Origin of the sequence: Caproicibacter fermentans, assembly GCF_009746625.1 — a bacterium.
GTDB classification, from domain to species: Bacteria; Bacillota; Clostridia; order Oscillospirales; family Acutalibacteraceae; genus Caproicibacter; species Caproicibacter fermentans.
In genome coordinates, this window is sequence record NZ_VWXL01000047.1 from 128763 (window position 1) to 154273 (window position 25511).

General features: G+C 45.6%; 24 protein-coding genes. 12 read left to right on the top strand and 12 right to left on the bottom strand.

All coding sequences use genetic code 11. The annotated features are described in order from the left end of the window. Positions 1-5: 5 nt before the first annotated feature. The 9 genes from CAFE_RS20010 to CAFE_RS07420 all read right to left on the bottom strand — a co-directional run bounded on the left by CAFE_RS20010 (position 6) and on the right by CAFE_RS07420 (position 7920). On the bottom strand, positions 6-1190 hold the full coding sequence (locus CAFE_RS20010) for an iron-containing alcohol dehydrogenase (protein ID WP_066648977.1): 1185 nt from the start codon (positions 1188-1190) through the stop codon (positions 6-8). Between the two features lie 6 nt (positions 1191-1196). Next, positions 1197-1631, bottom strand: coding sequence for a hypothetical protein (locus CAFE_RS07385; RefSeq protein ID WP_166525094.1), 435 nt, complete (start codon positions 1629-1631; stop codon positions 1197-1199). Between the two features lie 296 nt (positions 1632-1927). Next, positions 1928-2632: an ABC transporter ATP-binding protein gene (locus tag CAFE_RS07390; RefSeq protein ID WP_156990230.1), complete on the bottom strand. Its 705-nt coding sequence runs from the start codon at positions 2630-2632 to the stop codon at positions 1928-1930. Further along, positions 2625-3398 (bottom strand): ABC transporter ATP-binding protein, encoded by a 774-nt coding sequence (locus tag CAFE_RS07395; protein ID WP_066648996.1) that lies wholly within the window; start codon positions 3396-3398, stop codon positions 2625-2627. The genes CAFE_RS07390 and CAFE_RS07395 overlap by 8 nt, the downstream gene beginning before the upstream one ends. Next, on the bottom strand, positions 3385-4344 hold the full coding sequence (locus CAFE_RS07400) for a branched-chain amino acid ABC transporter permease (protein ID WP_139104143.1): 960 nt from the start codon (positions 4342-4344) through the stop codon (positions 3385-3387). Before CAFE_RS07400 ends, CAFE_RS07395 begins: the two co-directional genes overlap by 14 nt. 9 nt (positions 4345-4353) lie before the next feature. Further along, positions 4354-5229 carry a branched-chain amino acid ABC transporter permease gene (locus CAFE_RS07405; RefSeq protein WP_413814424.1) on the bottom strand — a complete coding sequence of 292 codons (876 nt, stop codon included), beginning with the start codon at positions 5227-5229 and terminating at the stop codon, positions 4354-4356. 104 nt (positions 5230-5333) lie between these two features. Continuing rightward, positions 5334-6554: an ABC transporter substrate-binding protein gene (locus CAFE_RS07410; protein ID WP_156990231.1), complete on the bottom strand. Its 1221-nt coding sequence runs from the start codon at positions 6552-6554 to the stop codon at positions 5334-5336. A gap of 362 nt (positions 6555-6916) precedes the next feature. Then, positions 6917-7462: a hypothetical protein gene (locus tag CAFE_RS07415; RefSeq protein WP_228725039.1), complete on the bottom strand. Its 546-nt coding sequence runs from the start codon at positions 7460-7462 to the stop codon at positions 6917-6919. Positions 7463-7473: 11 nt separating this feature from the next. Continuing rightward, complete coding sequence (locus CAFE_RS07420; protein ID WP_066649186.1) at positions 7474-7920, bottom strand: cell wall hydrolase; 447 nt, start codon at positions 7918-7920, stop codon at positions 7474-7476. A gap of 221 nt (positions 7921-8141) precedes the next feature. Between CAFE_RS07420 and CAFE_RS07425 the strand changes: the two genes are divergently transcribed. The 5 genes from CAFE_RS07425 to CAFE_RS07445 are packed head-to-tail and all read left to right on the top strand — an operon-like array spanning position 8142 to position 13438. Beyond that, the gene (locus CAFE_RS07425) at positions 8142-8357 is read left to right on the top strand and encodes a hypothetical protein (protein WP_156990232.1); all 216 of its coding nucleotides are present in this window, start codon (positions 8142-8144) and stop codon (positions 8355-8357) included. Positions 8358-8409: 52 nt separating this feature from the next. Next, positions 8410-9084, top strand: coding sequence for a response regulator transcription factor (locus CAFE_RS07430; protein ID WP_066649006.1), 675 nt, complete (start codon positions 8410-8412; stop codon positions 9082-9084). Beyond that, the gene (locus CAFE_RS07435) at positions 9072-10226 is read left to right on the top strand and encodes a sensor histidine kinase (protein WP_066649010.1); all 1155 of its coding nucleotides are present in this window, start codon (positions 9072-9074) and stop codon (positions 10224-10226) included. The genes CAFE_RS07430 and CAFE_RS07435 overlap by 13 nt, the downstream gene beginning before the upstream one ends. Positions 10227-10286: 60 nt before the next feature. Then, the gene (locus tag CAFE_RS07440) at positions 10287-10961 is read left to right on the top strand and encodes an ABC transporter ATP-binding protein (RefSeq protein ID WP_066649013.1); all 675 of its coding nucleotides are present in this window, start codon (positions 10287-10289) and stop codon (positions 10959-10961) included. Continuing rightward, positions 10958-13438 (top strand): ABC transporter permease, encoded by a 2481-nt coding sequence (locus CAFE_RS07445; RefSeq protein ID WP_066649016.1) that lies wholly within the window; start codon positions 10958-10960, stop codon positions 13436-13438. The genes CAFE_RS07440 and CAFE_RS07445 overlap by 4 nt, the downstream gene beginning before the upstream one ends. A 28-nt stretch (positions 13439-13466) precedes the next feature. Here the strand turns inward: CAFE_RS07445 and CAFE_RS07450 are convergent, their stop codons facing one another. Beyond that, positions 13467-14984 (bottom strand): FGGY-family carbohydrate kinase, encoded by a 1518-nt coding sequence (locus CAFE_RS07450; RefSeq protein WP_066649188.1) that lies wholly within the window; start codon positions 14982-14984, stop codon positions 13467-13469. Between the two features lie 13 nt (positions 14985-14997). Then, on the bottom strand, positions 14998-15816 hold the full coding sequence (locus CAFE_RS07455; protein WP_066649019.1) for a BtpA/SgcQ family protein: 819 nt from the start codon (positions 15814-15816) through the stop codon (positions 14998-15000). Between the two features lie 798 nt (positions 15817-16614). On the opposite strand from CAFE_RS07455, the gene CAFE_RS07460 reads away from it, so the two are divergent. Both CAFE_RS07460 and CAFE_RS07465 read left to right on the top strand, forming a co-directional pair. Continuing rightward, a complete protein-coding gene (locus CAFE_RS07460; RefSeq protein ID WP_066649022.1) occupies positions 16615-17496 on the top strand; it encodes a DegV family protein in 882 nt (293 codons plus the stop codon). Positions 17497-17790: 294 nt separating this feature from the next. Continuing rightward, the gene (locus CAFE_RS07465; protein WP_156990233.1) at positions 17791-19788 is read left to right on the top strand and encodes an oxidoreductase; all 1998 of its coding nucleotides are present in this window, start codon (positions 17791-17793) and stop codon (positions 19786-19788) included. Between the two features lie 385 nt (positions 19789-20173). Here CAFE_RS07465 and CAFE_RS07470 read toward each other — a convergent pair whose 3' ends face one another. Beyond that, positions 20174-20890: an MBL fold metallo-hydrolase gene (locus CAFE_RS07470; RefSeq protein WP_156990234.1), complete on the bottom strand. Its 717-nt coding sequence runs from the start codon at positions 20888-20890 to the stop codon at positions 20174-20176. A 152-nt stretch (positions 20891-21042) separates the two neighbouring features. Here CAFE_RS07470 and CAFE_RS07475 point away from each other — a divergent pair, with 152 nt between their 5' ends. From CAFE_RS07475 to CAFE_RS07495, 5 genes are all read left to right on the top strand, one after another. Continuing rightward, positions 21043-21642: a TetR/AcrR family transcriptional regulator gene (locus CAFE_RS07475; protein WP_066649032.1), complete on the top strand. Its 600-nt coding sequence runs from the start codon at positions 21043-21045 to the stop codon at positions 21640-21642. A gap of 22 nt (positions 21643-21664) precedes the next feature. Beyond that, positions 21665-22255: a hypothetical protein gene (locus tag CAFE_RS07480; RefSeq protein ID WP_156990235.1), complete on the top strand. Its 591-nt coding sequence runs from the start codon at positions 21665-21667 to the stop codon at positions 22253-22255. Between the two features lie 89 nt (positions 22256-22344). Beyond that, a complete protein-coding gene (locus tag CAFE_RS07485; protein WP_156990236.1) occupies positions 22345-22857 on the top strand; it encodes a YcxB family protein in 513 nt (170 codons plus the stop codon). A gap of 200 nt (positions 22858-23057) precedes the next feature. Beyond that, positions 23058-23735, top strand: coding sequence for a response regulator transcription factor (locus CAFE_RS07490; RefSeq protein ID WP_156990237.1), 678 nt, complete (start codon positions 23058-23060; stop codon positions 23733-23735). Positions 23736-24051: 316 nt separating this feature from the next. Beyond that, complete coding sequence (locus CAFE_RS07495) at positions 24052-25467, top strand: sensor histidine kinase (protein ID WP_233452744.1); 1416 nt, start codon at positions 24052-24054, stop codon at positions 25465-25467. Positions 25468-25511 lie beyond the last annotated feature (44 nt).

Here is a 25511-nt window from a genome sequence, read left to right on the forward strand (position 1 = left end):
CTCCCTTAGAATGCTTTTTCCAGAATTTCCAGTATCTCCTGTTCTCCGACATACTTCGGATTGACGATCATGGCCCCGTCGTTCAAGGCGGTTTTCGCGACCGAAACAAAATCCTCCCTTTTGGCCGGTGTTTCCCGCAGCGACATGGGAAGTCCGCATAAATCATGATATTCCGCCGTCATACGGCGAATCACGGAAATGGTTTCGCGCCCTCTCTTCCCCTCCGGCGTTCCTGCAAAAGCCTCCGGCCCCGCAAGCGGAAGAAGAAGCTCCCCGTAAAGATCCCCGATTTTATCAAAATTATATTCCATGCAGATCGGCATCAGAATGGTCATGGCTTCCCCATGGGGTACGTGACAGACGCCCCCCAGCGCGTGACCGATTGCGTGGATCATGCCGACCATGGAATTCGAAAAGGCCGCGCCCGCCATAAACGCCGCGTTTGCCATTGCGTAGCGCGCCTTTTGGTCTTTCTCGTTCCTGACGGAAACGGACAGGCTGTCCCTGATCAATGTGATTGCCGAAACCGCAAACGTGTCGCTCAGCGGGTTTTTCTGAAGGCAGGTATAGGCCTCCACCGCATGGCACAGCGCGTCCATTCCGGTGGAAGCGGTGATCCGCGCGGGCAGAGTCAGCGTCATTCTCGGGTCCAGAACCGCCGCGTCCGGCAGAAGATGGCTGGAGATAAATTCCATTTTGATCTGTTTTTCCGGATCGAGAATCACTGCGACCATAGTGGCCTCCGATCCCGTTCCCGCGGTGGTCGGCACGGCAATAAACGGGATACGGGCGCCGCAGTCTATGTTTTCACACCCCATTGCAGAAAGAATATCGTCGATTCCCTGGGAAATCAGAAGCTTAACCCCTTTTGCCGTGTCCAGAACGGAACCGCCGCCCACCGCAATCAAACTGTCGCAGCCAAGACTTCTGTAAAGCGCCGCGGCACGGTTGACAACGGCGGAGGAGGAGTCTGGCGGAATTTCCGTAAAACATCCGCGCGGAGGTATTCCGCCGGAAAGGAGCGCGTCGCTGACCGTCCGGAGAACTCCGATCTTTTCCAGCATGGAATCGGATAACAAAAGGGGTTTTTCCGCCCTCAGATCCGTCAGAACGCTCGGGATATTTTCCAATGCAAATTGACCGGACAGCAATTTAGGCGGATTGCAGAATTCAAAATAATCCGGCAGCATTTACTATCAGCCTCCTAACAGGGCTTGGCAATAGACAAAAACGGTGGAACATTCCTTCTGTGGAAACCTCTTAAGAATCTTGCCGGCGATAAATCTGGGAAAAAGATACCCTTCGATCACATCCACGCAGTGGACCAGCGTCATACAGTCAAAGATACTGCCGCTGAGTAAAAACCTGTGCTGAGCATAAGCCTGGGCGACTCCGATTCTGCCGCTCAGGACAAGGAACGCCGCGTCAATGCTGCGGAACGTGACGGTCATATCGGCCCGCGGCCTGCCGGAGGATTTTATCATACGGATCCCATCGTCCCCGCGGGCAAGTGTCACGGACGGTCCGTTGAAAGAAGCCTTCATGCAAAGTACAAAACCCGGCTCCCAGCTTTTAATTTCCCCGCGCACTGTTTTGTCGCGGCGGGATAGCACCTGAAAAGCACGTCCCAAAAAGAAAAGGACTACGCGTGCGGCCAGGCGTTTGGCGGCAAGTTTTAATTTTTGCTCAACTCTGATTGAAGTCGTGTTAAAACACCCTCCTTTGTCCGCCGGATTACAATTCGCGGATAAATCTCGTTTTACGAATTGGTACACGTCGTTTCAGAAATTATATGGCAGATTTTGTAACTATTATAGTGCCGATATCAGGTAATTACAAGAGTGAATTCATTTCGGCATGCAAAAACCGCTTTCTTAACGAAAACGGTTTCATTCCATGCATATCGTTTGTTTCCTATGGGTCCGGATTACCCCCCCAGATAAGCCTGCTTTACAGAATCATCCTGCAATAGGTCGGAAGCCTTGCCTTCCAGAACGATGTTGCCCGTCTCAATCACGTAGGCGCGGTTTGCGATGGAAAGCGCCATGTTCGCGTTCTGCTCGACCAGCAGGATGGTAGTTCCTGAACCGTTGATTTCTTTGATAATATGAAAGATCTCCTGAACGATAATCGGAGCGAGACCCATGGAAGGTTCGTCCAGCAGAAGAATTTTCGGCCTTGCCATCAGCGCCCGTCCCATGGCGAGCATCTGTTGCTCTCCGCCGCTCAAAGTCCCGCCGCGCTGCTTCATGCGTTCTTTCAGCCTTGGAAATCTGGCGTAAACCATTTCAAAATCTTTTTTGATTCCGGCATCGTCTTTCCGGCAGTAGGCCCCCATCTGCAGGTTTTCCATCACCGTGAGGTTCGAGAAAATACGGCGGCCCTCCGGCACATGAGAAATTCCGAGATAAGGTATTTTGTACGCGGGATACCCGTTCAGTTTTTTATCTTCAAAGGTAATCGTTCCGCTTTTCGCCGGAACAAGACCGGAAATCGCCCGAAGCGTCGAGGTTTTTCCAGCGCCGTTCGCACCGATCAATGTGACGATTTCGCCCTCTTTTACTTCAATATTAATATCCGTCAGCGCGTGAATCGCATCGTAATAGACGTTCAGGTTCTGAATTTTAAGCATCGGCGGCCTCCTCTCCCAGATACGCCTCAATGACTTTTTTGTTGGTCTTAATTTCATCCGGAGGCCCCTGAGCGATGATTTTTCCGTAATCCAGCACAACGATGTTTTCGCATACTCCCATAACCAGTTTCATATCATGCTCAATCAGCAGAATTGCAATTTTGAATTCCCGGCGGATCCACTGGATCAAATCCATCAGGTTCTGCGTCTCCTGCGGATTCATTCCGGCCGCCGGTTCATCCAGCAGCAGCAGCTTCGGCTGAGTCGCAAGCGCGCGGGCAATCTCCAGACGTCTTTGCTGCCCGTAAGGCAGGTTGCAGGCTTTTTCATTCTTCAATTCCAGCAGGCCGAATATTTTCAGCAGATCCAGCGATTTTTTTTCGATCTCTTCTTCCTGCCTGAAATAAGAAGGCAGGCGAAAGATGGAGGAAACCAGTGAATAATGTGCCTGATACGCATAAGAAACCTTGATATTATCCATCACGCTCAGGTTCTTCATCAGGCGGATGTTCTGGAAGGTCCTGGATATTTTCTTTTTTGTAATCTGATGAGGCTGTATTCCCTGAATGCTTTCCCCATTAAAGACAATTTTTCCGCTTGTAGGCGCGTAAACCCCGGTCAGCATATTAAAAACGGTTGTTTTACCCGCGCCGTTTGGCCCGATTAAACCGAAAAGATCGTTTTCCTCCATGGAAATGGAAAAATCCGAAACCGCCGTTAAACCGCCGAATTTGATGGTAATATTTTCTATATCAAGCAGCGGCATGGTCTTCACCCCTCTCTTTCGGTTTCGCCGCACCGGATTTTCTGCGCAGAAAACTGGTCACACGGATATTCTTGACTCTGAGAATCATAATGACAATCAACAGCAGCGGATAAATTACCATTCTCAGATCGCCCAGGAACCGAAGCACTTCCGGCAGCAGCGTCAGGATGCTGGTGGAAGCAATGCACCCGACGAAACCGCCCGTGCCGCCAAGAACAACATAGATGACAAAGTCGATGGACTTCAGAAAATTAAAGCTGTTCGGGTCGATAAACATCATCAGGAACGCGTAGAGCCCGCCCGCGTACCCGGCAAAAAAAGCTCCGGTTGTAAACGACATGATTTTATATCTGGTTGTATCGATGCCCATTGCCTCCGCGGCAATTTCATCCTCCCGTACGGAGATCATCGCGCGGCCCTGATTGGCATGAACAATATTATAGAGAATCGCAATGGTGGCGATCATGGAAAAAAACACCCAGGCAAACGTCGTCTTCGGCGGAATCCCCGCAAGGCCCTGCGCCCCTCCGAGCGCGTCGATGTTCTGGATGGCCACAACAACGATCTGGCAGAAGCCCAGCGTTGTAATGGCAAGGTAATCCCCTTTCAGCCTCAAGGTGGGAAGACCGATCAGAAAGCCGAAAACAGCCGCGACGACGCTTCCGCAGAGCAGCGACAAAAAGAACGGCAGCCCTGTATTCATCTGGATAAAAGCCGACGCGTAAGCGCCGATGGCCATAAAGGCCGAATGGCCAAGCGTCAGCTGCCCGGTATAGTTAATGATGAGGTTGGTGCTCAGCGCAAGAATGATATTAATACAGATGACCATCAGGATCTGCGAATAATAGGCATTGATAACATCCGTTTGAATCAGGACGAACAACACGCAGAATACAACCAGAGAAGCGGCCAGAAAAATCACACCGCGTTTTATATAAGATTTCAAACCGGCCACCTACACTTTCTCTTTTACCGCCTTGCCCAAAAGGCCGGTCGGCTTGATGATCAGAATGACGATCAGAATCACAAACGCAACGGCGCCGGCAATTTTGGAATTGATGGCCGCCATGAACGTTTCCACAACACCAAGAATAATTCCGCCGACAAACGCGCCGGGGATTAATCCGATTCCGCCGAGAACCGCAGCGACAAACGATTTAATTCCCGGCATCATGCCCATGTAAGGGTCCAGGCTGGAATACAAGATGGCAACCAGCATTCCGGCCGCGCCCGCCAGCGCCGACCCAATCGCGAAGGTCATTGAAATGGTGGTGTTTACATTGATTCCCATGAGAGCCGCGGCGTCCTTATCCAGCGAAGTGGCCCGCATGGCTCTTCCCATTTTTGTGTGATTTACAAAAAGATTCAAAAGGACCAGCAAAAGCAGGGAAATCCCCAGAATGATCAGATGCAGAGCGTCCGAGCGGATCGGGCCGAACATGACCGTCTGCTGCTTCAAGATATCGCCCGGATAAGTTCTGGGGTTGCCGCCGAACATGGCGTTAAACCCGTTTTCCAGCAAAAGCGAAACGCCGATCGCCGTGATCAGCAAATTGATATTAGTGGTTCTGCGCAGCGGCTTATACGCCACTCTCTCAATCACAACGCCCAGCAAAGCCGAGCCGAGCATTGCAATCAGCAGCGCCGGAATAAACGGCAGACGCGCGTAGGTCGCGACAAAAAAGCCAATGTATGCCCCCACCATATAAATATCGCAGTGTGCAAAGTTAATCAGTCCGATAATTCCGTAAACCATTGTGTATCCCAACGCAATCAAAGCATAGACGCTTCCCAGGGACACGCCGTTGATCAGCTGCTGCAGGAATTCGATCAGAGACAATTTGTTTTCCCCCTTAGCTTTATGAATCAGGAGCATACTCCCCCGGGCGGGGAAGTATGCTCTGTCCGACTCATCAAAAGCCCAGTTAATGAAGCTTACGGTTCAACCTTGGTGTAGAAGGTCTCCTTCCCGCCGTCCGTCTTGATGATAACAGCGGACTTGATCGCGTCGCGGTTTTCGTCAAATTTGATATGGCCGGAAACAACGGTGCCGTCATATGCTTTCAGAGCTGACTGAATGGCAGCGGAGTCGGTGGATCCTGCTTTTTGAATTGACTGAACGAGGACTTTCCCCGCGTCGTAATTCAACGCCGCCATCGCGTCCGGAGCATCCGTGGTATTATATTTCGATTTGAAATCCTTGATGAACTGCACAACCTCCGCAGAGGTATCGTCCGGAGAATAATGGTTGGAGAAATACGCGCCGTTGACCGCGTCTCCGCCGATTTTGAACAGATCCGCCGAATCCCAGCCGTCGCCGCCCAGGAAAGTCGCCTTGATGCCGGCACTGCGCGCCTGCTTCGCGATCACGGCAACTGTGGAATAGTAATCCGGCAGGAACAGGACATCCGGATTCGTCGCGGCAATTTTGGTCAGCTGAGCGTTAAAATCTTTGTCGCCCGTCAGATACGTCTCGGAAGAAACGACTTTTCCTCCGTTCGCTTCAAAGCTCTTTTGGAAATTCTGTGCCAGGCCCTTGGAATAGTCGTTACCGTTGTCATACAGCATGGCGGCGGTTTGGGCTTTCAGATCGCTGCTTGCGAGCTTCGCGACCACCTTGCCCTGGAACGGATCGATAAAGCAGGTGCGGAAAATAAAATCGCCGACTTTTGTCACTTTTTCGTTTGTGCCGGTACCGGTCACCATTGGAATTTTGTACTGCTGAGCAATCGGCGCCAGAGAAAGCGCGCAGTTGCTGGTCAAGGGTCCTACAATCGCCACTACCTTGTCGTTGTCGATCAGCTTTTTACCGACGGTTGCCGCGGTGGCGGGTTTCCCCTCGTCGTCGACAAAAACGAACGTGAGCTTCTGCCCATTGATCCCGCCGTCCGCGTTCACCTGGTCTTCGAGAAGCTGCAGAGCTTTCTGTCCGGACTGGCCGAACGCCGCAACGGAACCTGTCAGCGGCATGACGGCACCGATTTTCACCTCGCCGGAAAGAGCCGCGCCGGATGAGCCGGATGATGCGGAACCGCTTGCTGCGGATGACGCCGCTGCCGATGTCGCCGCGGAAGAACTGCCCGATGCGTTCTGGCAGCCGGTAAACGATGCTACTATTGCAGCGCTTAATGCAAGTGCAACCAACTTCTTGTGCATAACGAAACCTCCTGAAAATAAAATATAATAAAAACAGGGCGTTGAAACCAGCTTTGCTGCCGCTGGCTCAAACACCCTTGTTAAAGCGATGATATTAATTTTTTAATGATTGAAAGAGCTAAAGTATTTATGATTCATTATCATACACAGCTTTTTTTAATTTGTCAATCCTGTAAGATAATATTTTTTAAGTTTCAAGATAATTCCATCATGTACATTAAAAAGTTAAGTCCGGCATATTTCTTTCTAGTCATTGCATGATATTTTTTTTAACTTTCATAAGTCGGCGATGGAGCGGCCTTTGAGGAGGAGCTTTCCGCATAAAAAATGAGACCCCTGTCTGAGGAATCTCATTTCTCCGATTAGTAAAATATAGTTACAAATTTAATATTGAAAAAGTCGCATGTTAAAATATCATCGGATTCTGCTTCTCGAAGCAGGATGTAGTTTGCTCCGACTCCGACCAATAAGCCGGCCTTATCGGTAAAAGTATTGGTTCCGATTAAAAATTCGACCCGAACTCTTCTCCCAATCTGAGTCCTTAAAAAGCCGTTTAAAAATTCAATGCTTTCTGCCGTCATCGGCGCCGATTGGGTCATATCCGTAATAGGCATCAGCTGAGCGGTGGCCGGTGTTGACGCTTGACCGACACCTGCGGTTCCCATTACGGCTCCCTGAATCGCAGGCTGCTGCATTGCCGAAGGAATCACGGCCGTCTGCATGGAACCGCCGGCGCCTGCTCCCTGCATGGAGGTATCCATGGATGAAGAAGGATCGGCTTTCGTTTTTCCGGGCATTTGTATTGTCATCGCGTTATTGTACGCGCCCATTCCGGTCTGCTGGCAATTGGAACACACACCCGGATTCGCATACACTGCGCTGTAACCGGGAATTTGTGGATTCATCATATTTCACCTCTTTATGTCTTTGCATATTTTTGGGTTGGAGCGTAATAGCAATGATGATTAATTCTGGTGTAGATAATACCAACTCCGCCCGCCGGAAAATAGCTGGTGCAATTTGGGTTGTACGGGTTATAATAAAAAAGAGAATTTCCGACGGCATTAAAGGTATTGTTGGCAAGCGCCCAGTCAGCTATTTCATAGTGGATTTCTTCCGGATCCATATTGTAAACATTTTGCGGGTTATAAGCGCCGCCAACGCTTGTTTTCATACAGGTAAACTGCCCCGGCTGTTCGATGATGGCCCTGATGTTTCCTCCGTTGCTCACACGAAAAAATTCCCCGTAAGGGACGTTCCTCCTGTTTACAAGAACAGAAGCAACACCGTACATACCGTTGTCGCCTTCACCGCCCGCTTCGCATTGAATCAGCCTTGCGAGTAATTCCTTATCATTATATGGCATGGTAATCCCCATTTCTATTTCTGTATTAACAATACTATAATATGTTTGGAGATTTCTTCGGACACAATAAATTTCGACGATTCTGTTTTTGCGTCCAGATCAAACCGCACGTTGAACGCCGCCATGCCTAAGCCCGAACCGTGTTCAACGGTTATCTTGCCGAAAAGAAAGCCGAAATCACGCGGTACCGGGCGGCATATGCAAACATGCGGATTTTTCAGATGATGAAAAGAATCGCATACCGGAAAAACACCCGAGTTTATTCTGAACTCCACGGCATAGCCGGTAGTATCTTTTCCACAGCAATGGCGCAGAGCGGCGGCATTTCTGCCGCCGCTCTGCGTTATAAAATATGGGAAAGGCTTCATTTGCGGGTGCCATTTGAAAGCCATCGCAAACAAAAGACGGCTGAAGCGGTTTACTTGAGAAAAATTTGAGATTTTCTTTGTAAACTTTTAAATTCAGCCATTAAATGAAAGGGGTAACCTTATGAATAAAAAAATTTTATTGGTGGACGATGAAAAAGGCATTGTCGCTATGATGAAAAGTTATTTTGAAATGTCCGACTATAAAGTCTACACTGCCTTTAGCGGGAAAGAGGCGCTGCAAAAAGTAGTTTGCAAGCCTGACATCATTCTGCTTGATATCAATATGCCTGAAATGGACGGCCTTTCTGTATGCCAGCGTATCCGCGAGCATTTGTCATGCCCTATTTTATTTTTGACTGCTCGTATTGAAACAAGTGATAAAATTAATGGATTTGGTGTTGGTGGAGATGATTATATTGTAAAACCTTTCGATCTTGATGAATTAGGGGCAAGAGTAGCCGCACATCTGAGGCGAGAAAACCGGAAACAAGGGCAATCTGAATTGCGATTTTTTGATGATATGACAATAGATTATTCAAAACGTGAAATCGAAATTGCCAGAGTACAAGTTGCCCTTTCCAAGAAAGAATTTGATATTGTGGAATTGCTCTCCACAAATGCCGGTCAAGTGTTTGATCGGGAAAGGATTTATGACGTGGTATGGGGCTTAGATGGTGATGGAAACAGCGATACAATTATGGAGCATATTCGAAAAATACGTACAAAGTTTGCGGCGCTTTCACTACATCAATACATTGAAACAGTATGGGGGGTAGGTTATAAATGGAATGGATAAAACAGGCGAACATAAAGAAATCATTTTTTTCCATTACCGCGTTATTCCTGCTGATTGGAGTAATTCTTGGGATTGCTTCTTTTTTCGGATGTGTTGCTTCGCGCGACAACCTTTCCACTTCAGGACAATTCACCGTTGATTTTGGTAAAATATCACCCTCTAATCCATCCATTCAGGTTACCGGATTAAGCAATGATTGGCGTGTAATGGCAATATCCGTCTTTCAAATTGTGCTTCCGGTTTTGTTCGTGATTCTTTCGCTTTTGCTTGCCGATTTGGTATTTTACCGAATAAAGCTGAAAAAGCCGCTTGCCATTTTGAAAAGCAGTGCAGAGCGAATACAGCGGCAAGACTTGGATTTCACCGTCGAAAAATGCTCTGACGACGAGCTTGGTACGCTATGCTCCGCGTTTGAAATGATGCGTACAGAACTGCTGAAAAACAATCAGGAACTTTGGCGGCAAATGGAGGAACGAAAACGGTTGAATGCGGCATTTTCCCATGATTTGCGAAACCCTGTTACAGTGTTGAAAGGTTCCGCAAAACTTTTGGAAAAGGAACTGAAACAAGGAGCATTAACGGCTCAAAAGGCCGAGGATACCATTGCCTTGATTACGCAGTATGCAGGGCGCATTGAAAACTACGTGGAAGCCATGACCAATGCACAAAAGTTGGAGGAATTGAAATGTATCCCGAAGTTGACCCATTGGAGGATATTAGCGAATAGCCTAAAAGATTCTTTGACACTTCTGAATGTTAATATGGAAAAAAAGTTTGAGTTTTCCAGTCGTGGTGAGGATAGAGAAATATTTGCTGACCAGTCCATCATTCAGTGTACGGCGGAGAATTTAGTTGGCAATGCACTCCGCTATGCGAAGGAGGCAGTATCGGTTGACTTTACCTATAAGCAAGACCGGATAGTGCTAACTATTTCGGACGATGGTTCCGGTTTTTCTTCTACAATTCTTCAAAAAGGTGCGACCCCGTTTCTTCGTGATGATCTTGCTGACGGGCAGGAACATTTCGGTATGGGGCTTTATGTGTGTCGGCTGCTATGCGAGAAGCACGGAGGAAGCCTATCGTTGAAAAACACTCCAAACGGAGCGAAAGCAATCGCTGTTTTTTCTGTTTTGAACCCTTGAGAGATTTTTGAGATTTATAAATTACACTCTCCTTAGATCATGAAAAGGAGAGTGTTTTTTTTGGAAATTAAAGCAAAAGAGCTATCAAAAGTCTACGGCAGTGGCGAAAGCAGGATTGTTGCAGTCGATAAAGTTGATTTAGAAATTGCTGCAAACGATTTTATTTCTATTATGGGGCCATCCGGTAGCGGAAAAAGCACCTTGTTACACTTATTATCCGGGCTTGACAAACCCACATCAGGGAGCCTTACCTATGACGGCAAAGATATTTATGGTTTTGCCGACCGGGAGCTTTCCGCGTTTCGGCGGCAGCGTATCGGATTTATTTTTCAGCAATTTAATCTCTTGCCCGTTCTTACAGCAAAGGAAAACATAATTATGCCCTTACTTCTCGATAAGAAGCAGCCAGATGAAGCTTATCTGAAACTGCTTACAGAATTGCTTGGTATCAGCGAAAGGCTCACTCATTTACCCCATGAATTATCAGGAGGCCAGCAGCAGCGTGTTGCCATTGCCCGTGCTCTGATAGCACAGCCGGATATTGTTTTTGCTGACGAGCCAACAGGGAACCTTGACAGCAAAAGCGGTGGTGAAGTAATGGACATGCTGCGCGACATTTGGCATAGAACGGGAAAAACACTCGTTATCATTACCCACGACAACCGCATTGCAAAAATGGCAGAACGTCAGTTTGTCATTATGGATGGGGTTCTCTCGGAGGTGACGGCAAGATGAAATCCTATCGTACACTTGCATGGAAGGAACTGCGGACTCAAAAAATAACTTCAATTCTTATTCTAATTGCGGTTATCTTGTCTACCATGATGACAACCGTAATTGGACAGTCTATAGGAATTTTAAGTGCCATGCGCGGCCAACAGGCAGCATACCTAAACGGCAACCGCTATGCTACTTTTCATCAGCTTGCGAAAGAACAGGCCGATTTGCTTTCTGGTGATAGCCGACTTTCCTATACCGGAAAGATGATAACTATTGGTACTTCGAAGATTCTAAACAGCAGTATTTCTATTCAGCTTTGGGAGTATGAGGGCAATTCGATGTCTGCTTACAAAAACAATTCACAGCTTGAAAGCGGGCGTTTACCAAAACAAGCAGAAGAAATCGCCCTGTCACAAGACATTCTAAGTATGATGGGCTTTCGGGGAAAAATTGGCGATACAATTTCTCTTGATCTTAACGATTCCTTACTACATGATACCGATCCTGGATATGAATATTCCCACAAATTTATTTTAACGGGCATTCTGAAAGCAAATTATATTGGCTTTGTAAGTGGAACTGCTATCGGCATTGTTGGTACAGGTACGGCCGAAAAAATACTTCCAGAAAAGTATTTGCTCTATTCTGTTGACATCCGGACAGCGGACAAAAAGACATTTCAGAGTACGGTAGATAACTTAGCGCAGAATTACTCCATCCCGGATTATTGCATTCAGTATAATGACACTTTACTTTCTGCTCTTGGAATAGATTATCGGGCCGAAGAATCGTCAGATACCGCTTCTGGATTCTCTTTTATGACAATGGTAGGCATATTGATCGGTGCGCTTGTTTTGCTTGCTGCGGGGCTGGTTATCTATAATATTTTGAAAATCGCTGTTACAAAACGAGTAAAGGAATATGGGACATTACGGGCAATCGGCGCTGGTCGTAACAAACTATATGCAATCGTATCTTTGCAACTTTTCACGCTTTGCGGTATCGGTATTCCCATTGGCATATTATTTGGGTTATTGTCAGCGAAAGGTATCACTATCGCTGCAACAGGACTTTTTTCTCCTAAAATTTTTATGGCAAATTGGCAGAATGAGTTGGCAACTATGATAGCGGAAAATGCCGGAGGCAAAGTCTTTCCGCTTGTCGTTAGTGCGGCTATTACTCTTTTATTTGCTTTTATTGCCGCGATGCCCGCAGCCCGCTACGCTGCTAAAGTATCCCCCACGATTGCAATGTCCGGACAAATCGCAGATGTTAAGCGTAGAAGTCGCAAGTTGAGGCATGTTTATAACTTTGAGGCATTTTATGCCCATATGAACATGAAACGCAATCGCGGCAGAACGGTTATAACAATTTTATCTCTTGTTATGAGCATCACCGTGTTTGTCGCTTTGCAGAGTTTTTCAGGACTTTTAGACGCCTCCGCAAAAATTCAAAAAATGCACATTGGAGATTACTCGATTACAAATCAACATTCCGGGTATTCACCGGAGGAAGTCAAAAACTTAAAATCTGTTTCCGGTGTTAGTTCAGTATCGACTTTGAAATATAAATTGTATCTGCCGGATAAAGCAGGAAGCATTTCAAATATGAAATTGTCTTTTCCTTTGCAAGCGGGGGAATCCCTTCAAGTGGTTGGGATTGACAAAAAACGGATACAGTCATTGCTGCCGTCGCTTTCGCAACAGGATTTACAGGCACTTCAAAATGGTACGGCCTGTCTTATTAAAAATCCGATTTCGATAGCTTATGGGGATAAAGCTACCACTTCAACTAAAATTGAAAAAGGAGAAACGATTTCAGTTAATGGGAAATCACTCAAAGTTCTTGGAATAGTAAATAACCCGATTACGCTGGACAATTCCGGTTTCACGAATGGCATTCAGGTGATTGTCTACGATACTGTGTATGACCATATTACCGGAGAAGGCAATTACACAGAGCTTTATCCTACTCTTTCAAGCGGCGCAAATCATGAAACGGTAGAACAAGCCATAAAGTCGCTGTGTGAGCGAACAGGTGGGTCATGGCTTTCCTATGAAAATACCGACCAACAGCTTCAAGAAAGTTACGAGCAAATCCGTTTGCTTGCATGGGGCATAATTTTGTTCATTGGTATGATTGGTATTTTGAATATCATCAACACCGTTTATACAAATATTCATACGCGAGTAACAGAAATTGGGGTACAGCGGGCGATAGGTATGAGTGCCGGAAGCCTTTATAGAACTTTCTTATGGGAAGGTGCTTATTATGGCATAATTGCTTCGGTAATTGGCGGTGTCGCAGGATATATCTGCACAGTTTTTGTAAACGCAGCCGTTACAGATAGAATACAATTTGTCACCGTTCCAGTTCTGTCTATTTTAGAGGCGGCGGTACTTTCGATTGCAGCTAGTTTAGCTGCAACTTGCTTTCCACTGGAAAAAATCGCAAAAATGAATATTGTGGATTCAATAGAAGCGGTTGAATGATTTTTGCCTTAAACAGCCACTGCATGACTTATGACAGGCTGTGCATCATCTCTTTTGTCGTTTGATACAGCTCGTCAAATATTTTCCGGTTTTTCCGGTAAACGGCATGGTTTTCCATGTTGGGTTCAATGAGCAGTTCCGGCTGAATCACATGTTCCATTTCACTCCAACTGCGGTAAGCCCCTCCGGCTAAGGCGGCCATAATCGCATCTCCGTAGGAAGCCCCAAACGAAACCCTGGCAGTGCAAACGGTTCGCCCCAGAATGTCGGCAATGATGTGAAGCCACGGCTCATTTTTTGTTCCGCCGCCCACAGCCATTATCTTTTTAATGGGTAAATTATTTTCTTCCAGAATGTCAAAATGCTGGGCTATGGAATACCCAATTCCCTCCAAAGCCGATTTATAAAGATGTGCCCTCGTATGGCCGAGCTTAAGTCCAAAAAAGACTCCTTTTGCAAATGGATCGTTAAGGGGGGTCCTTTCCCCCGCAAAATAGGGCAGGGTTATTAAGCCGTCGCTTCCTGCCGGTATGGTTTCAACGCTTTCCGCCATGGAGTCGAAAGCATTCTTTCCATCTTTTTCCCGGGCAACCATATCAAAATAGAGTTCATCGCGAAACCACTTTGTCAAGGTCCCCGCCGTATTCGTTCCCGCACACACGCTGTACGTATCCGGAATGATAAACGTGCCGGGCCAGACTCTGCGGTCCTGGATCAGCCTGTCCGCCAAATAAATGAAATAGCAGGAAGAACCAAGCTGAATCATGATATCACCGGGTTCAAAAATACCGGTACTGATCGCTTCCGCGCCGGAATCGCCGGTGCCTACCAGAACTTTGGTGTTCTCATTCAGTCCCGTTTCAGCTGATGCCTTCGCAGTAACGGTACCGGCCGTTTCCGTTGCTCGCATGACCTCGGCCAATTGATTCGGCCCGCAGTAAAGGGAACAATTCTCTTCACTCACCGCGTCTGCTTTTAAATCGTACAGAGGTGCAAAATCCTCCGCCAGATATTTGTCAATGCAATAGCGCCCGGTCAATTTGGCAGTAATATAGGACGACGCCGTCAGAAATTTATATGTTCGGGAATAAACGTCGGGAAGATGATTTTTTATCCACAGTATTTTGGGGGCAATGTCAGAGGAACATATGGGATGGCCATATAGTCTCTGAGCCGCCTCTTCTCCATAATATCGATTCAGATATTCAATCTCCCGGTAGCTTCTCGAATCGATCCCATACAAGATTGCATTGCATAAAGGAGTGCAGTTCTGATCAACAGGCAGACAGTCACATCCAAGGGCACTGACCCCCATGCAGATAATTTGAGACGGGCTGACGCCGGATTCCCGGATAAGGGCTTTGCTGACGGAACAGACATCCCCCCACCATATCTTCTCTGCATCCTGCTCAAAAAAATTCGGCTGAGGATTTTCCACTTCGTGTTTTTTTGCGGAATATGCGACCACATTGCAGCCGGAATCAATTAGGACTCCCTTTGTTTCATTTGTGCCTACATCGATCCCCATAAAATAGCGTGATTCCATGTTATCCCTCTTTTCATGCGTGCTTTTTCCGGAATTCATCGACTTTTTTCATAAATTCGGAAACCCGGTCCGTACTGATTCTCCCTGTAATTTTTCCCCCTTCCTTAAACGTCGTCCCGACATAGGCCCCGTCCGCGACGCCAAGTATGGATTCTACATTTTCAAGATTGCAGCCCGTTCCGCAAAAAACCGGAGTATCGCCGGCGGTCGCCTTGATCTGCGACATCTGGGACAAGGACGGCTTACTTCCGGCCATTCCTCCCGCAACCACCAGGCAGTCCGGCCGGCAGTTAAAAAGCAGTGTCCTCGCAATGTCGGAAAGCTCCCGGTTTCCCAGGCACGCTTCCCCCTCCCCGTTAATAAAATAAGTCAGCTTCAGATTGTCCAGCCGAAGCGCACTTTTTAACCGGATCGTCTTTCCAATGTCCCTGTCAATCAAACCGAGATCCCCCGCCCATACTCCTGCAAACATGCATCGGGTGAACTGCGCAGCCGTAGCCGCACAGATTTCGATTGTGGCGTCAGGGTCATAAATTGCCTCCACGCCGAAAGGAACCGTAAAATCTTCCGATAATGCTCCCACCACATAGGCCATGGCAGCCAGAGTCTCGGGAGAAACTTTTTTCTGATATGGAAGGCTGAATTCATTGGTAACCAGCACTCCGTCGACTCCCCCGGCCTGCAAGGACTCAAGGTCGGATTTCGCCCGATTAAGAACCTCTTTCAAGGTACTTCCATCCTTATAAAACAACGGATCGCCGGGCAGTGCTTTTAAATGCAGCAAACCAATAATGGGTTTTTCCGTATGAAACATATCATAAAGCCAGGACATGCGTTTTCCTCCCTTGATATATAATGTTATATAACGATATATATCATAACAAAAGTGTTATATAAAGTCAATGACATAAATAAATTTATGTGAAAATACTCTAAACAGAAACCGCATGCAAAGAAAAAACGTTCTTAAAGTAAGAGGGGGATACTCAGCTTTGTGATAGCAAATCGCCCCAAGCAACGACGCCAAAGGCATAAAGCACGTCCTTGAATGGCTCTATAGCCAAATCACGGCGTATCTGGTGTTTTGTTATAGAGAAAGCCATTTTGATTTTTGCAGGAAAGGAGGGGCGCATGGCGACCGCGCGCCATATTATCAAGGGGATAGCATCGCATTCTACAGTAAATTATTTCCATTTCACGCAGCCTTAAAAACACCTACGGATAGCCCGGTGTTATTACAGGGAAAAATATTAAGGATATTGATTTTAAAACAGTATTATCCACATCACGAAGGCCAATAATTCACGAAGTATATTTTTCGCTGAGAGCTAAAATGGCACTCGATATAGGAACCAATTTCAAAAATTTGCCAAATTCGGTCCACACTTAGTCCACAAGCGCCGGGATGTGCGCGGTCACAAGAAGCAATCGGTTGAATAACTTTGCGTTTCCACATTCAGTCTCCAACTTGCGCTATGAAACGGTGGCGTCGTCGGAATGCGCTCTTAATAAGATTTCAGCCAATGATTGCCTATTGTCAAAATAAGTATTATGATATAAATGATAAAAGTTGAATCAACTTTGCCACAGGCTTCACAACGGGTAATAAATTGTTTTTGAAGGTGAATTAATGAGCAAGGCGATATGCCAAATAGTAGACTCCTCGGGTAATCTGCCACGAAGTTTTATTAACCAGCAAAACATCAGTGAGGTTCCATTCTATTTTAAATTTAACAACCCCGATTACTGCCGCGAAAATATCGATTATAACATTACTGATTTTTATAAGCATATGGAAGAATATCCCCATCAGGTCCCCAAAACAGCTTGTCCCAATATTTATGATTGGTTAACCATATTTGAGCAGCAGTATGCGAGGGGCGCGAAACAATATATTGTGACGACAATTTCTTCCAAACTGTCTTCAAGCTTTCAAACGGCCATATCTGCAAAAAAACTATTTGAAGAAGAAAATAGCGATATCCAAATAGAGGTGATCGATTCAAACATCTGCGCTTGTGGACAGGCTTCATTGGAAATTGGGATCGCTAAAATGATCGAAAGCGGTAAGAGCTTTGAGGATATTGTTGAGACGGCCAATAAAATGGTTTTAAATACAACCACGCTTTTTGCGGTGGACAGCTTAAAATATATGAAATCCGGTGGCAGAATCGGAGGCGCGGCCGCTTTCCTTGGAAAACTAACCAACGTTAAACCGATCTGTGAATTTGTGGATGGCGTCGTTCACCCGGTCAAAGCTGTAAGAGGAAGAAAAAACTCACTTAAAACGATGATCGATATCGCGGTTTCAAGAATAAGTGATATCAATAAAATGATTGTTATAATACAAAACGCTGAATATCAGGAAGATGCGGACTATATCATCAATTATTTAAGAGAAATAAGCAATTTTGCCGGCCAAATTTATAAAAGTGACCTGGGGATTACCGTAGGAGCGCATTCAGGTCCTGGAGCAATAGGAATCGGCTTTGTGGAAAATCCTCTGATATAATTAGTGCCCCGCAAACCAAGTAACAAGTAATAAGAATAGCAACTCAGCAAATCCAAGTAAAGTCAACAGTCGCTACAGGCTTGGGAGTGATCAAAATCAAATACCGCATCAGCGATGTCGCGCGGATCCTTGGAATGACGCCGGGCGCTCTGCACTTTTTTGAAAGTGAAGATATTATAAATATCAGGTTCCTTGACTCAGTAGTGGCTATTGGCATTATAGTGGCATTGATTAAATTAATAACGATAGAAACAGAGTTTCAGGTTAAACAAAATTGAAAACGAGGTGGCTTAAATGAACAAAGAGTATCAAGTCCTATTTGAGCCGGTCAAAATCGGCGGAGTCGAATTGAAAAACAGATTTTGTCTGGCACCCATGGGTCCGCTCGGACTTTCCGACACGGAGGGCGGCTTCAACCAGCGCGGGATCGATTATTATGTGGAAAGAGCGAAAGGCGGTACGGGCCTCATCCTCACAGGCGTCACCTTTTCGGACTGTGAAGTTGAGAAACAAAGCATGCCGAACTGCCCGAATTCCACATACAACCCGGTCCATTTCGTGAGAACCGGCAGAGAAATGACCGAACGAATTCATGCTTACGGAAGCAAAATTTTTCTTCAGATGTCGGCGGGATTCGGTCGTGTGACGATTCCTACGAACCTGGGGGAATTTCCGCCCGTCGCGCCTTCTCCGATTCAACACCGGTGGCTGAACAAAACCTGCCGCCCACTTGAAGTGAAAGAGATAAAAAGCATTGTCAAATCGTTCGGCGACGGAGCCTTCAACGCGAAACGCGCGGGATTTGACGGCGTTCAGATTCACGCCGTTCATGAAGGTTATCTGCTCGATCAGTTTGCTATTTCAATGTTCAACCAGAGAACGGACGAATACGGTGGGTCACTGGAGAACAGGCTTCGCTTTGCGAGAGAGATCGTTGAGGAAATCAAATCGCGCTGCGGCGAAAACTTTCCTGTATCAATGCGCTTTAGCCTGAAGAGCATGATTAAGGACTGGCGCGAGGGCGCTCTGCCGGGTGAAAAATTCGATGAAAAGGGCCGCGATATCGAGGAAGGATTGGAAGCTGCGAAACTTTTGGTTCAGTATGGCTATGATGCGCTGGATGTCGATGTCGGGACCTACGATGCTTGGTGGTGGAACCATCCGCCTATGTATCAGAAAAAGGGCCTCTATATGCCGTATGCAAAGCTGGTAAAAAAGGCGGTCAACGTCCCGGTATCCTGTGCTGGCAGAATGGATGACCCGGATATGGCGCTGGAAGCAATCAAAGAAGGCGTCTGCGATATCATCAGCCTTGGCAGGCCGCTTCTGGCCGATCCTTGTTACGTCAACAAATTAAGAGCAAACAAGGTGGACGAGATCCGCCCCTGCATTTCCTGCCAGGAAGGCTGCATGGGGCGCATTCAGGAATATTCGGCAATCAACTGCGCGGTGAATCCCCAGGCAGCCCGTGAACGCTTCACAGCCTATAACCCGGTAGTGAAACCGAAAAAAGTGCTTATCGTCGGCGGCGGTGTGGCAGGATGCGAGGCGGCCCGTGTTCTCGCCCTGCGCGGCCATATGCCGGAGGTGTTCGAGCAAACCGATAAGCTGGGAGGAAACCTGATTCCCGGCGGCGCCCCGGACTTTAAGGAAGACGACCGGAAATTAGCGGAATGGTATCGGAATCAGCTGAAACTGCTGAATGTTCCGGTAAACTTTCTTCGCAAGGTCACAAAGAAATTCGTCCTTTCGAGCGATTATGACGCTGTCATTGTCGCGACGGGCTCAACCCCGAAGGTCTTTTCTCTGGGAGACGATGCCCACGTTTATACGGCGGCGGACGTTCTAAACGGAGAAAAAGATCCCGGCGAGTCGACGGTCGTCATCGGCGGCGGACTGGTTGGATGCGAGACCGCACTGTGGCTGGCACGGCAGGGCAAGAAAGTCAAAATTGTGGAAGCTCTTGACAAACTTCTAGCTGTAAACGCGCCTCTTTGCCACGCAAATAGAGAAATGCTCGAACGTCTGATTCCCTATAACAACATTGAAACAATTACCTCCGCAAAGGTCACAGGTTACGGCGGCGGAAAACTTTCAGTGGTCCTGAGCGGAGAAACAAAAGAGCTGGAATGTGACAGTGTAATTCTGTCGGTCGGCTACAAGCCTGAAAATTCGCTGTACCGGCAGCTCGAATTTGATGTATCTGAAATCTATCTGCTGGGAGACGCAAAGAATGTGGCAAATATCATGTATGCCATCTGGGATGCTTTTGAAGTTGCTAATAACATCTGAATTCTGCACGGAAAAGGCCGTCGACTTTTTTTTTCGACGGCCTTTTGCTATGCCTGAATTTATTCGGCTTGGATAATATAAAGTCCTATCCCGGCATTACATAAGATCTTTTTTACTCGGGGACATTTGACCTTTTTCCTTCTGACCGATTGCCATTAAAATAGCGGAGACCCAATAGAAAATGAAATCCCTATGGCGATGATTTGAATATGACTTGTACCAGGATTTATGATTTGAGGCTCATTGGTCATTGCCGTAAAAAAGGGATTGAGGAGATCGGCAGCAGTGGAACGAGAACACCCGCCAGATCCGGAAAGGTCCAGAACCATAGGAAGGATGCTTCTTGGGCAAGTCTGTCACCTTCTCCAACCGCCCGGGAAAAACCCTAACTAATATTAAAACGTGCAAGCATGTTTTTAAGCTTTTTAGCGGGAAAAGGATTGCCGTGAGCAGGCAATATCGTTTGAGCTCCGGCAGAAATCAATTTTTGAATGCTTTGATAGGTTTGCTCAAGGTTACTGTAATAGATCGGACGATAATGAGTACCGGTGAATTTCAGAAAATTCATAGCCGCATCCCCCACAATAGCAACACCATCATCGCACAGAACGCTCATGGAGTCGGCAGAGTGCCCCGGCGTAAACAAAATATCAGCATGAATGCCAAGTGCCCGCAAGATTCTCTGATCATCACCGTCAACCAATATATCCCGATTATTGATGAGAACAGGCGGATATTTGAAATCCTTGTGGAATAATTCGAAAACGGAGAACAAAAGCCGCATACGGCGGGTTATGTAATGTCCTTCTTCTTCCTCACCGCTGTCCCCCTGAGCCAAAAGAGGGACAGATTTTTTTTGCACAATCAAGGGAATCCCAAATTCGTATTTGAGCTTATTTGCAAAACCGGAGTGGTCGTCGTGGTAATGGGTAAGCAGCAAATACTTGATCTGGTCAATTTCGATTCCGGCCTTTTCCAGCCTGTTTCTGAACTTTTTATAATCGGTTTCATAACCGGTATCAATTAGCAAATAACCATTCGTACACGGGAACAGATACACTTTCGTAATTCCTAAATTCAACCGGATGTAATTACTCATCATGAATCCCCCATTTCGCAAATAAGAGCTAGTGCTCTTATTGCAGAATAGCAGAAGCTATTCCTTTTGTCAACAAACAAGAGCGCAGACTCATGTTTGTTGACTTATGCACCCTTGCTATAGTAAAATAAAACAGGATTGGTGGTGGACTCAGCATGAGTGCTGATAAAGTTAGAATACCAAAGCAAAAGCGCAGTATTGAAATAAAGAAAAAAATAAAAGCAGCCGCGCAAGAGCTGTTCTCTGAAAAGGGATATTATAATACATCTTCAAATGAAATCGTAAAAGCTGCCGGATCATCCATTGGGGCCTTTTACTCGTATTTCAGCGACAAAAAGGCATTATTTATTGAAATCCTTCACGAATACAATCAACATGTTGTTGCCCAAGTTCAGGTGAAGCCCCTTCAGGATGACGATCCCAAAATTATCATTCGGCAGTATATCCTCGCAGTGCTTGACGCTCACAGTTATTCTCCCGAATTTCACAGAGAAATTCTAGCCATGACATATTCGGATGAAGAAATTCGGAATATCGTCAATCATTACGAGGCAGAAATGATTAACCATATTGCGCAGCTGTTAAATGAAAACCGAAGATTAATAAGAGTTACCGATACAAATAACGCTGCCTTTCTGATTTTTAAGAGTGTAGAAGAGGTCGTTCACAGCATACGGATATTTGGCCGTTCTTGTGATGAATCTGCCTTGATTCAGGAACTTACAGATATGATCTGTTTCTATGTGTTGAAATGAAAAGTGAAAGAGGAGATATTATATGCGGGTAGAAAATTACGACACCTTCGCAAAAGGCAGCTTATTATCCGGCTCTAGGAAAACCGGTAATGTACCTTCGCCGAATTATAACGATTTTGACTTTAATACGAAGAAACCTCTTGCCATGAGCGATGAAAAATTCAGGGAAGCTATCATAGAACAGGCAAAAAAAGACCAGTCTGCCGGAAAATTTCAGTCGGATTCCGCTGGGTTTAGAAGCCTGGTAAAAAGTTATGTTTCTGCTGTTTCTCCGGACAGAAAGAATATTATCTCCAGGGGATTCAAAGCAATATTCAAAAATAGCAATCCACAGCCTAAAACACTTAACCTGATCGACTATCTGCTTGGCAGCGTTAAGTATTGTAAGGAAGCAGCTGATGTGTCTTATGCTGAATTTTACGACAGCACTGGTGAAATGGTGGCCTCTTACTCAAACGGCAGGTGGATTTCCTATGGAACAACGGCGGAGAACGCCCGTGAATCCGAGCTTTTGGGTATCTATAATGAGGCTTGGAATAATGCTGCAAAATCAAATCAAAAAAACAGTTTTGTGGCAGACACTCATATAGGTTTGATTAATCAATCCGTTTAGTCCGATTTATACTCCGTACATTATTGTGCTTATAAAACATACGGTAACATGCGATGCATTCGTTTGTGCAGAGAGAGGAAGCGAAAAACATGAATGAAAATGACGTTCTGGCGGTAAACAATCTGTCGCTAGGCAAATCGGATTTCATTGAATTTGAGAAGGCAATCAGGAAAAATTCGGGTAAAGTAACTTTTATTATAGTCATTATTTGTGTGGCAGTTATCTATTCGGCTGCTATTGTATCAGCCCTGCTGAAAACCCACATCGTATCAGAAGGACTACTGATCTTGATGACTTTTTGTTTGATCATTTCCATTTTCGTGTACGCTGTGTTTCCGCATTGGCTTGGTGGAGTACGCTATAAGCAGTATTGTATGACTCACAACAGTACAGGGCGAATGATCTTTTATTGGGATCGTTTAGGGACAATGGTCGGTGAAGAAACGGTTCAAACTCTTTTTTATACAGAAATCAAGAGAATTGTTCAAACGGACAATCTTTTTATCATGGAATTCTCCAATAAAGTATATTCCTTCGTACGAAAAGACGGATTCACAGAAGGATGCTTGGAAGCCGTCCAAAATCGATTGCATAAAAAGTAAAAAGGCAGGGAAAATCACGCGGCCGCATCAGTTGCCTTTCATCATTATCAAGAAATTCAAGGCAGATATTTCCAATATCCGAATAATCCGAAACAAAAATCGGGCCGATAAAAAGGGTTGAAAGTAGCAGTATGGTACAATAGTAAAAAGAACTCATGTATAAAAATACAGCGCCGACACCTTTCCATTATGGAGGCTATATGATGTATAAAATTTTGGTTGTTGAAGATGAAGATATTCTGCGCGAAGTGATAGTAGATTATTTGATCGCGGATGGATATCAGGTACTAGAGGCCGCCGATGGAGAGAAAGCTATAGAACAGTTTCACTCAAATCCCGTTGATTTAGTAATCCTTGACATTGTCCTGCCGAAGCTTGACGGCTGGTCCGTGTGCCGCAGGATACGGAAAAGCTCCGGTATTCCCATAATCATTTTAACTGCCCGTTCCGATGAGGATGACTCTCTTCTGGGGTATGAGCTGGGCGCTGATGACTATTTGATCAAACCATACAGTCCCCGCGTTTTAATGGCAAAAGTAAAACGCTTTCTTGAAAAACACGCTGATACCATAGAACGAACGCCTTTATCATCCGACGGTATTGTCATAAATATGGAATCAAGACTTGTTTATGCAGATGGCATTACAATTAATTTGACACATACAGAATTTGAAATTTTAGCTTATTTAATGCAAAATAAAGGAATTGTAATTACCAGAGAGCAGCTGATTACAAAGGTATGGGGCTATGATTTTTATGGTGATGAAAAGACAGTGAACAGCCATATCAGAAATCTGCGTGCAAAGTTGGGCAGTAAAGGCAACTGCATTGTTACCGTGATCCGATCTGGATATAAATTCCAAGAGGAACCGCTATGAGAAAAAGTATCGTTTATAAATGGTTTCTATTACTGGCTTTTATTTTTTCCACTGTGCTTTTATTCATTGGCATCGCGCAAAATTACTTTTTTGAAAAGTATTACATCAATGAAAAATTAAATACTCTCAAGACGTACATGGACACATATTCTGATCTGGCTGCAAAAAAAGATCGGAAGCGGCATCGGCCGATCTTTATCAGAATAACCACGTCTGGATAACCAAACTGGATAAATACGGACGGATCTGCGATGTAAAAAGTTACTATCTTGAAGTGAAACTAAAAGACGCATCCCAGAATATTTGGAGAATTCCAATGTACTCCTTTGAAGGAGAGTTTTCATCCGACGTGCATTCTTTACTAAAGGAAGGCGATGACGTAACGATCGACGCAGTTAATCTAGCGGATGAACAGATCCCTTATCAAATACAGACGGGTCCAATGGGTTTCGTAAATTTAAACATTGCAAACAAACTGAATGGGCCTCATGCCGATAAAGCGTACCGTAACCTTGAAACCGGTCTGTACAGGGGAACCATAACGAAAACCGTATTTCCAGAACAAACCGGGAATTTGCCGTTTCCTTATCAGGATCGTTATTTTTTGGAGCAGGTAAAAGAATTTCAGACCGGTCTGTTCGCTGATGATGCCAAACTCCTTCAGGAGACGGAAGAGCTGAGTTCAACAGAAAATTTTGCCGAATATAGGATCATCATAGAACCGGTAAAGAAAAACGGGGTAACGGAGTATATTTTCGCAATGATTTCTCTTCAGCCCGTCGATGAGGCGATTGCGGTCATACGGCAATTCTATCCTTACTTCTTTGGATTTACCTTACTATGCGTTCTGTTTTTAGCATTTATTTTTTCCAAGTGGCTGGCGAAACCGCTGATATCCATCAATAAGATTACGGGAAAAATAGCAAACATGGATTTTTCCGAAAAGCTGCCCGTGCATTCCGAGGATGAAATCGGTCAGTTGTCCAGGAACATCAATTACCTGTCGAGCCAGATAGAAACGTATATTAATCAGCTGAAGCAGGATCTTGATAAAGAAAAGCAGTTGGAAAACACACGGAAGGAATTCATTGCCGGCGTGTCTCATGAGCTGAAAACACCTCTTGCTGTTATGAAAAGTTGTCTCTCTATTTTAAAAGACGGAATTGCGGCTGAAAAAAGAGACCATTACTTTCAGGCGATGGAAGACGAAATACAAAGGACGGACATGTTAGTCGTCAACATGCTGGATCTGGCTAAATTTGAATCCGGCACCTATAAGCCTGAAATGTCTCCTTTTAAGATTGATGAAGCGATAAACGACGTCACCGCTTCGCTGGCCGGGCAGATAGAGGAGAAAAATATCGCGCTCACCTTAGAGCTTTCTCCCCAAACGGTCTTCGGTCATAAAGGTCTAATAAGCCGCGTAATTTTCAATTTTCTCAGTAATGCGATCCGGCATACGGAAAATGGACATGCGATTGTAATCACCGTAAAAAGCAATGAACAAGCAGCAGAAATCAACATAGAAAACCAGGGAAATCCGATCTCAGAGGCAGATAGGTTAAAGATATGGAATCAATTCTATCGTGTTGAGGAAAGATCATCCAAATCAGGTACAGGTCTTGGGCTTTCCATATCCAAGGAAATACTGGAGCTTCATCATGTATCTTATGGTGTGGAAAATACAAAAGACGGCGTCCGATTTTTCTTTATACTGCCGGTACAGCCATAAAACAATAGTTGGCCTTAACTTGATATCGTAAAAAAAACGTGACA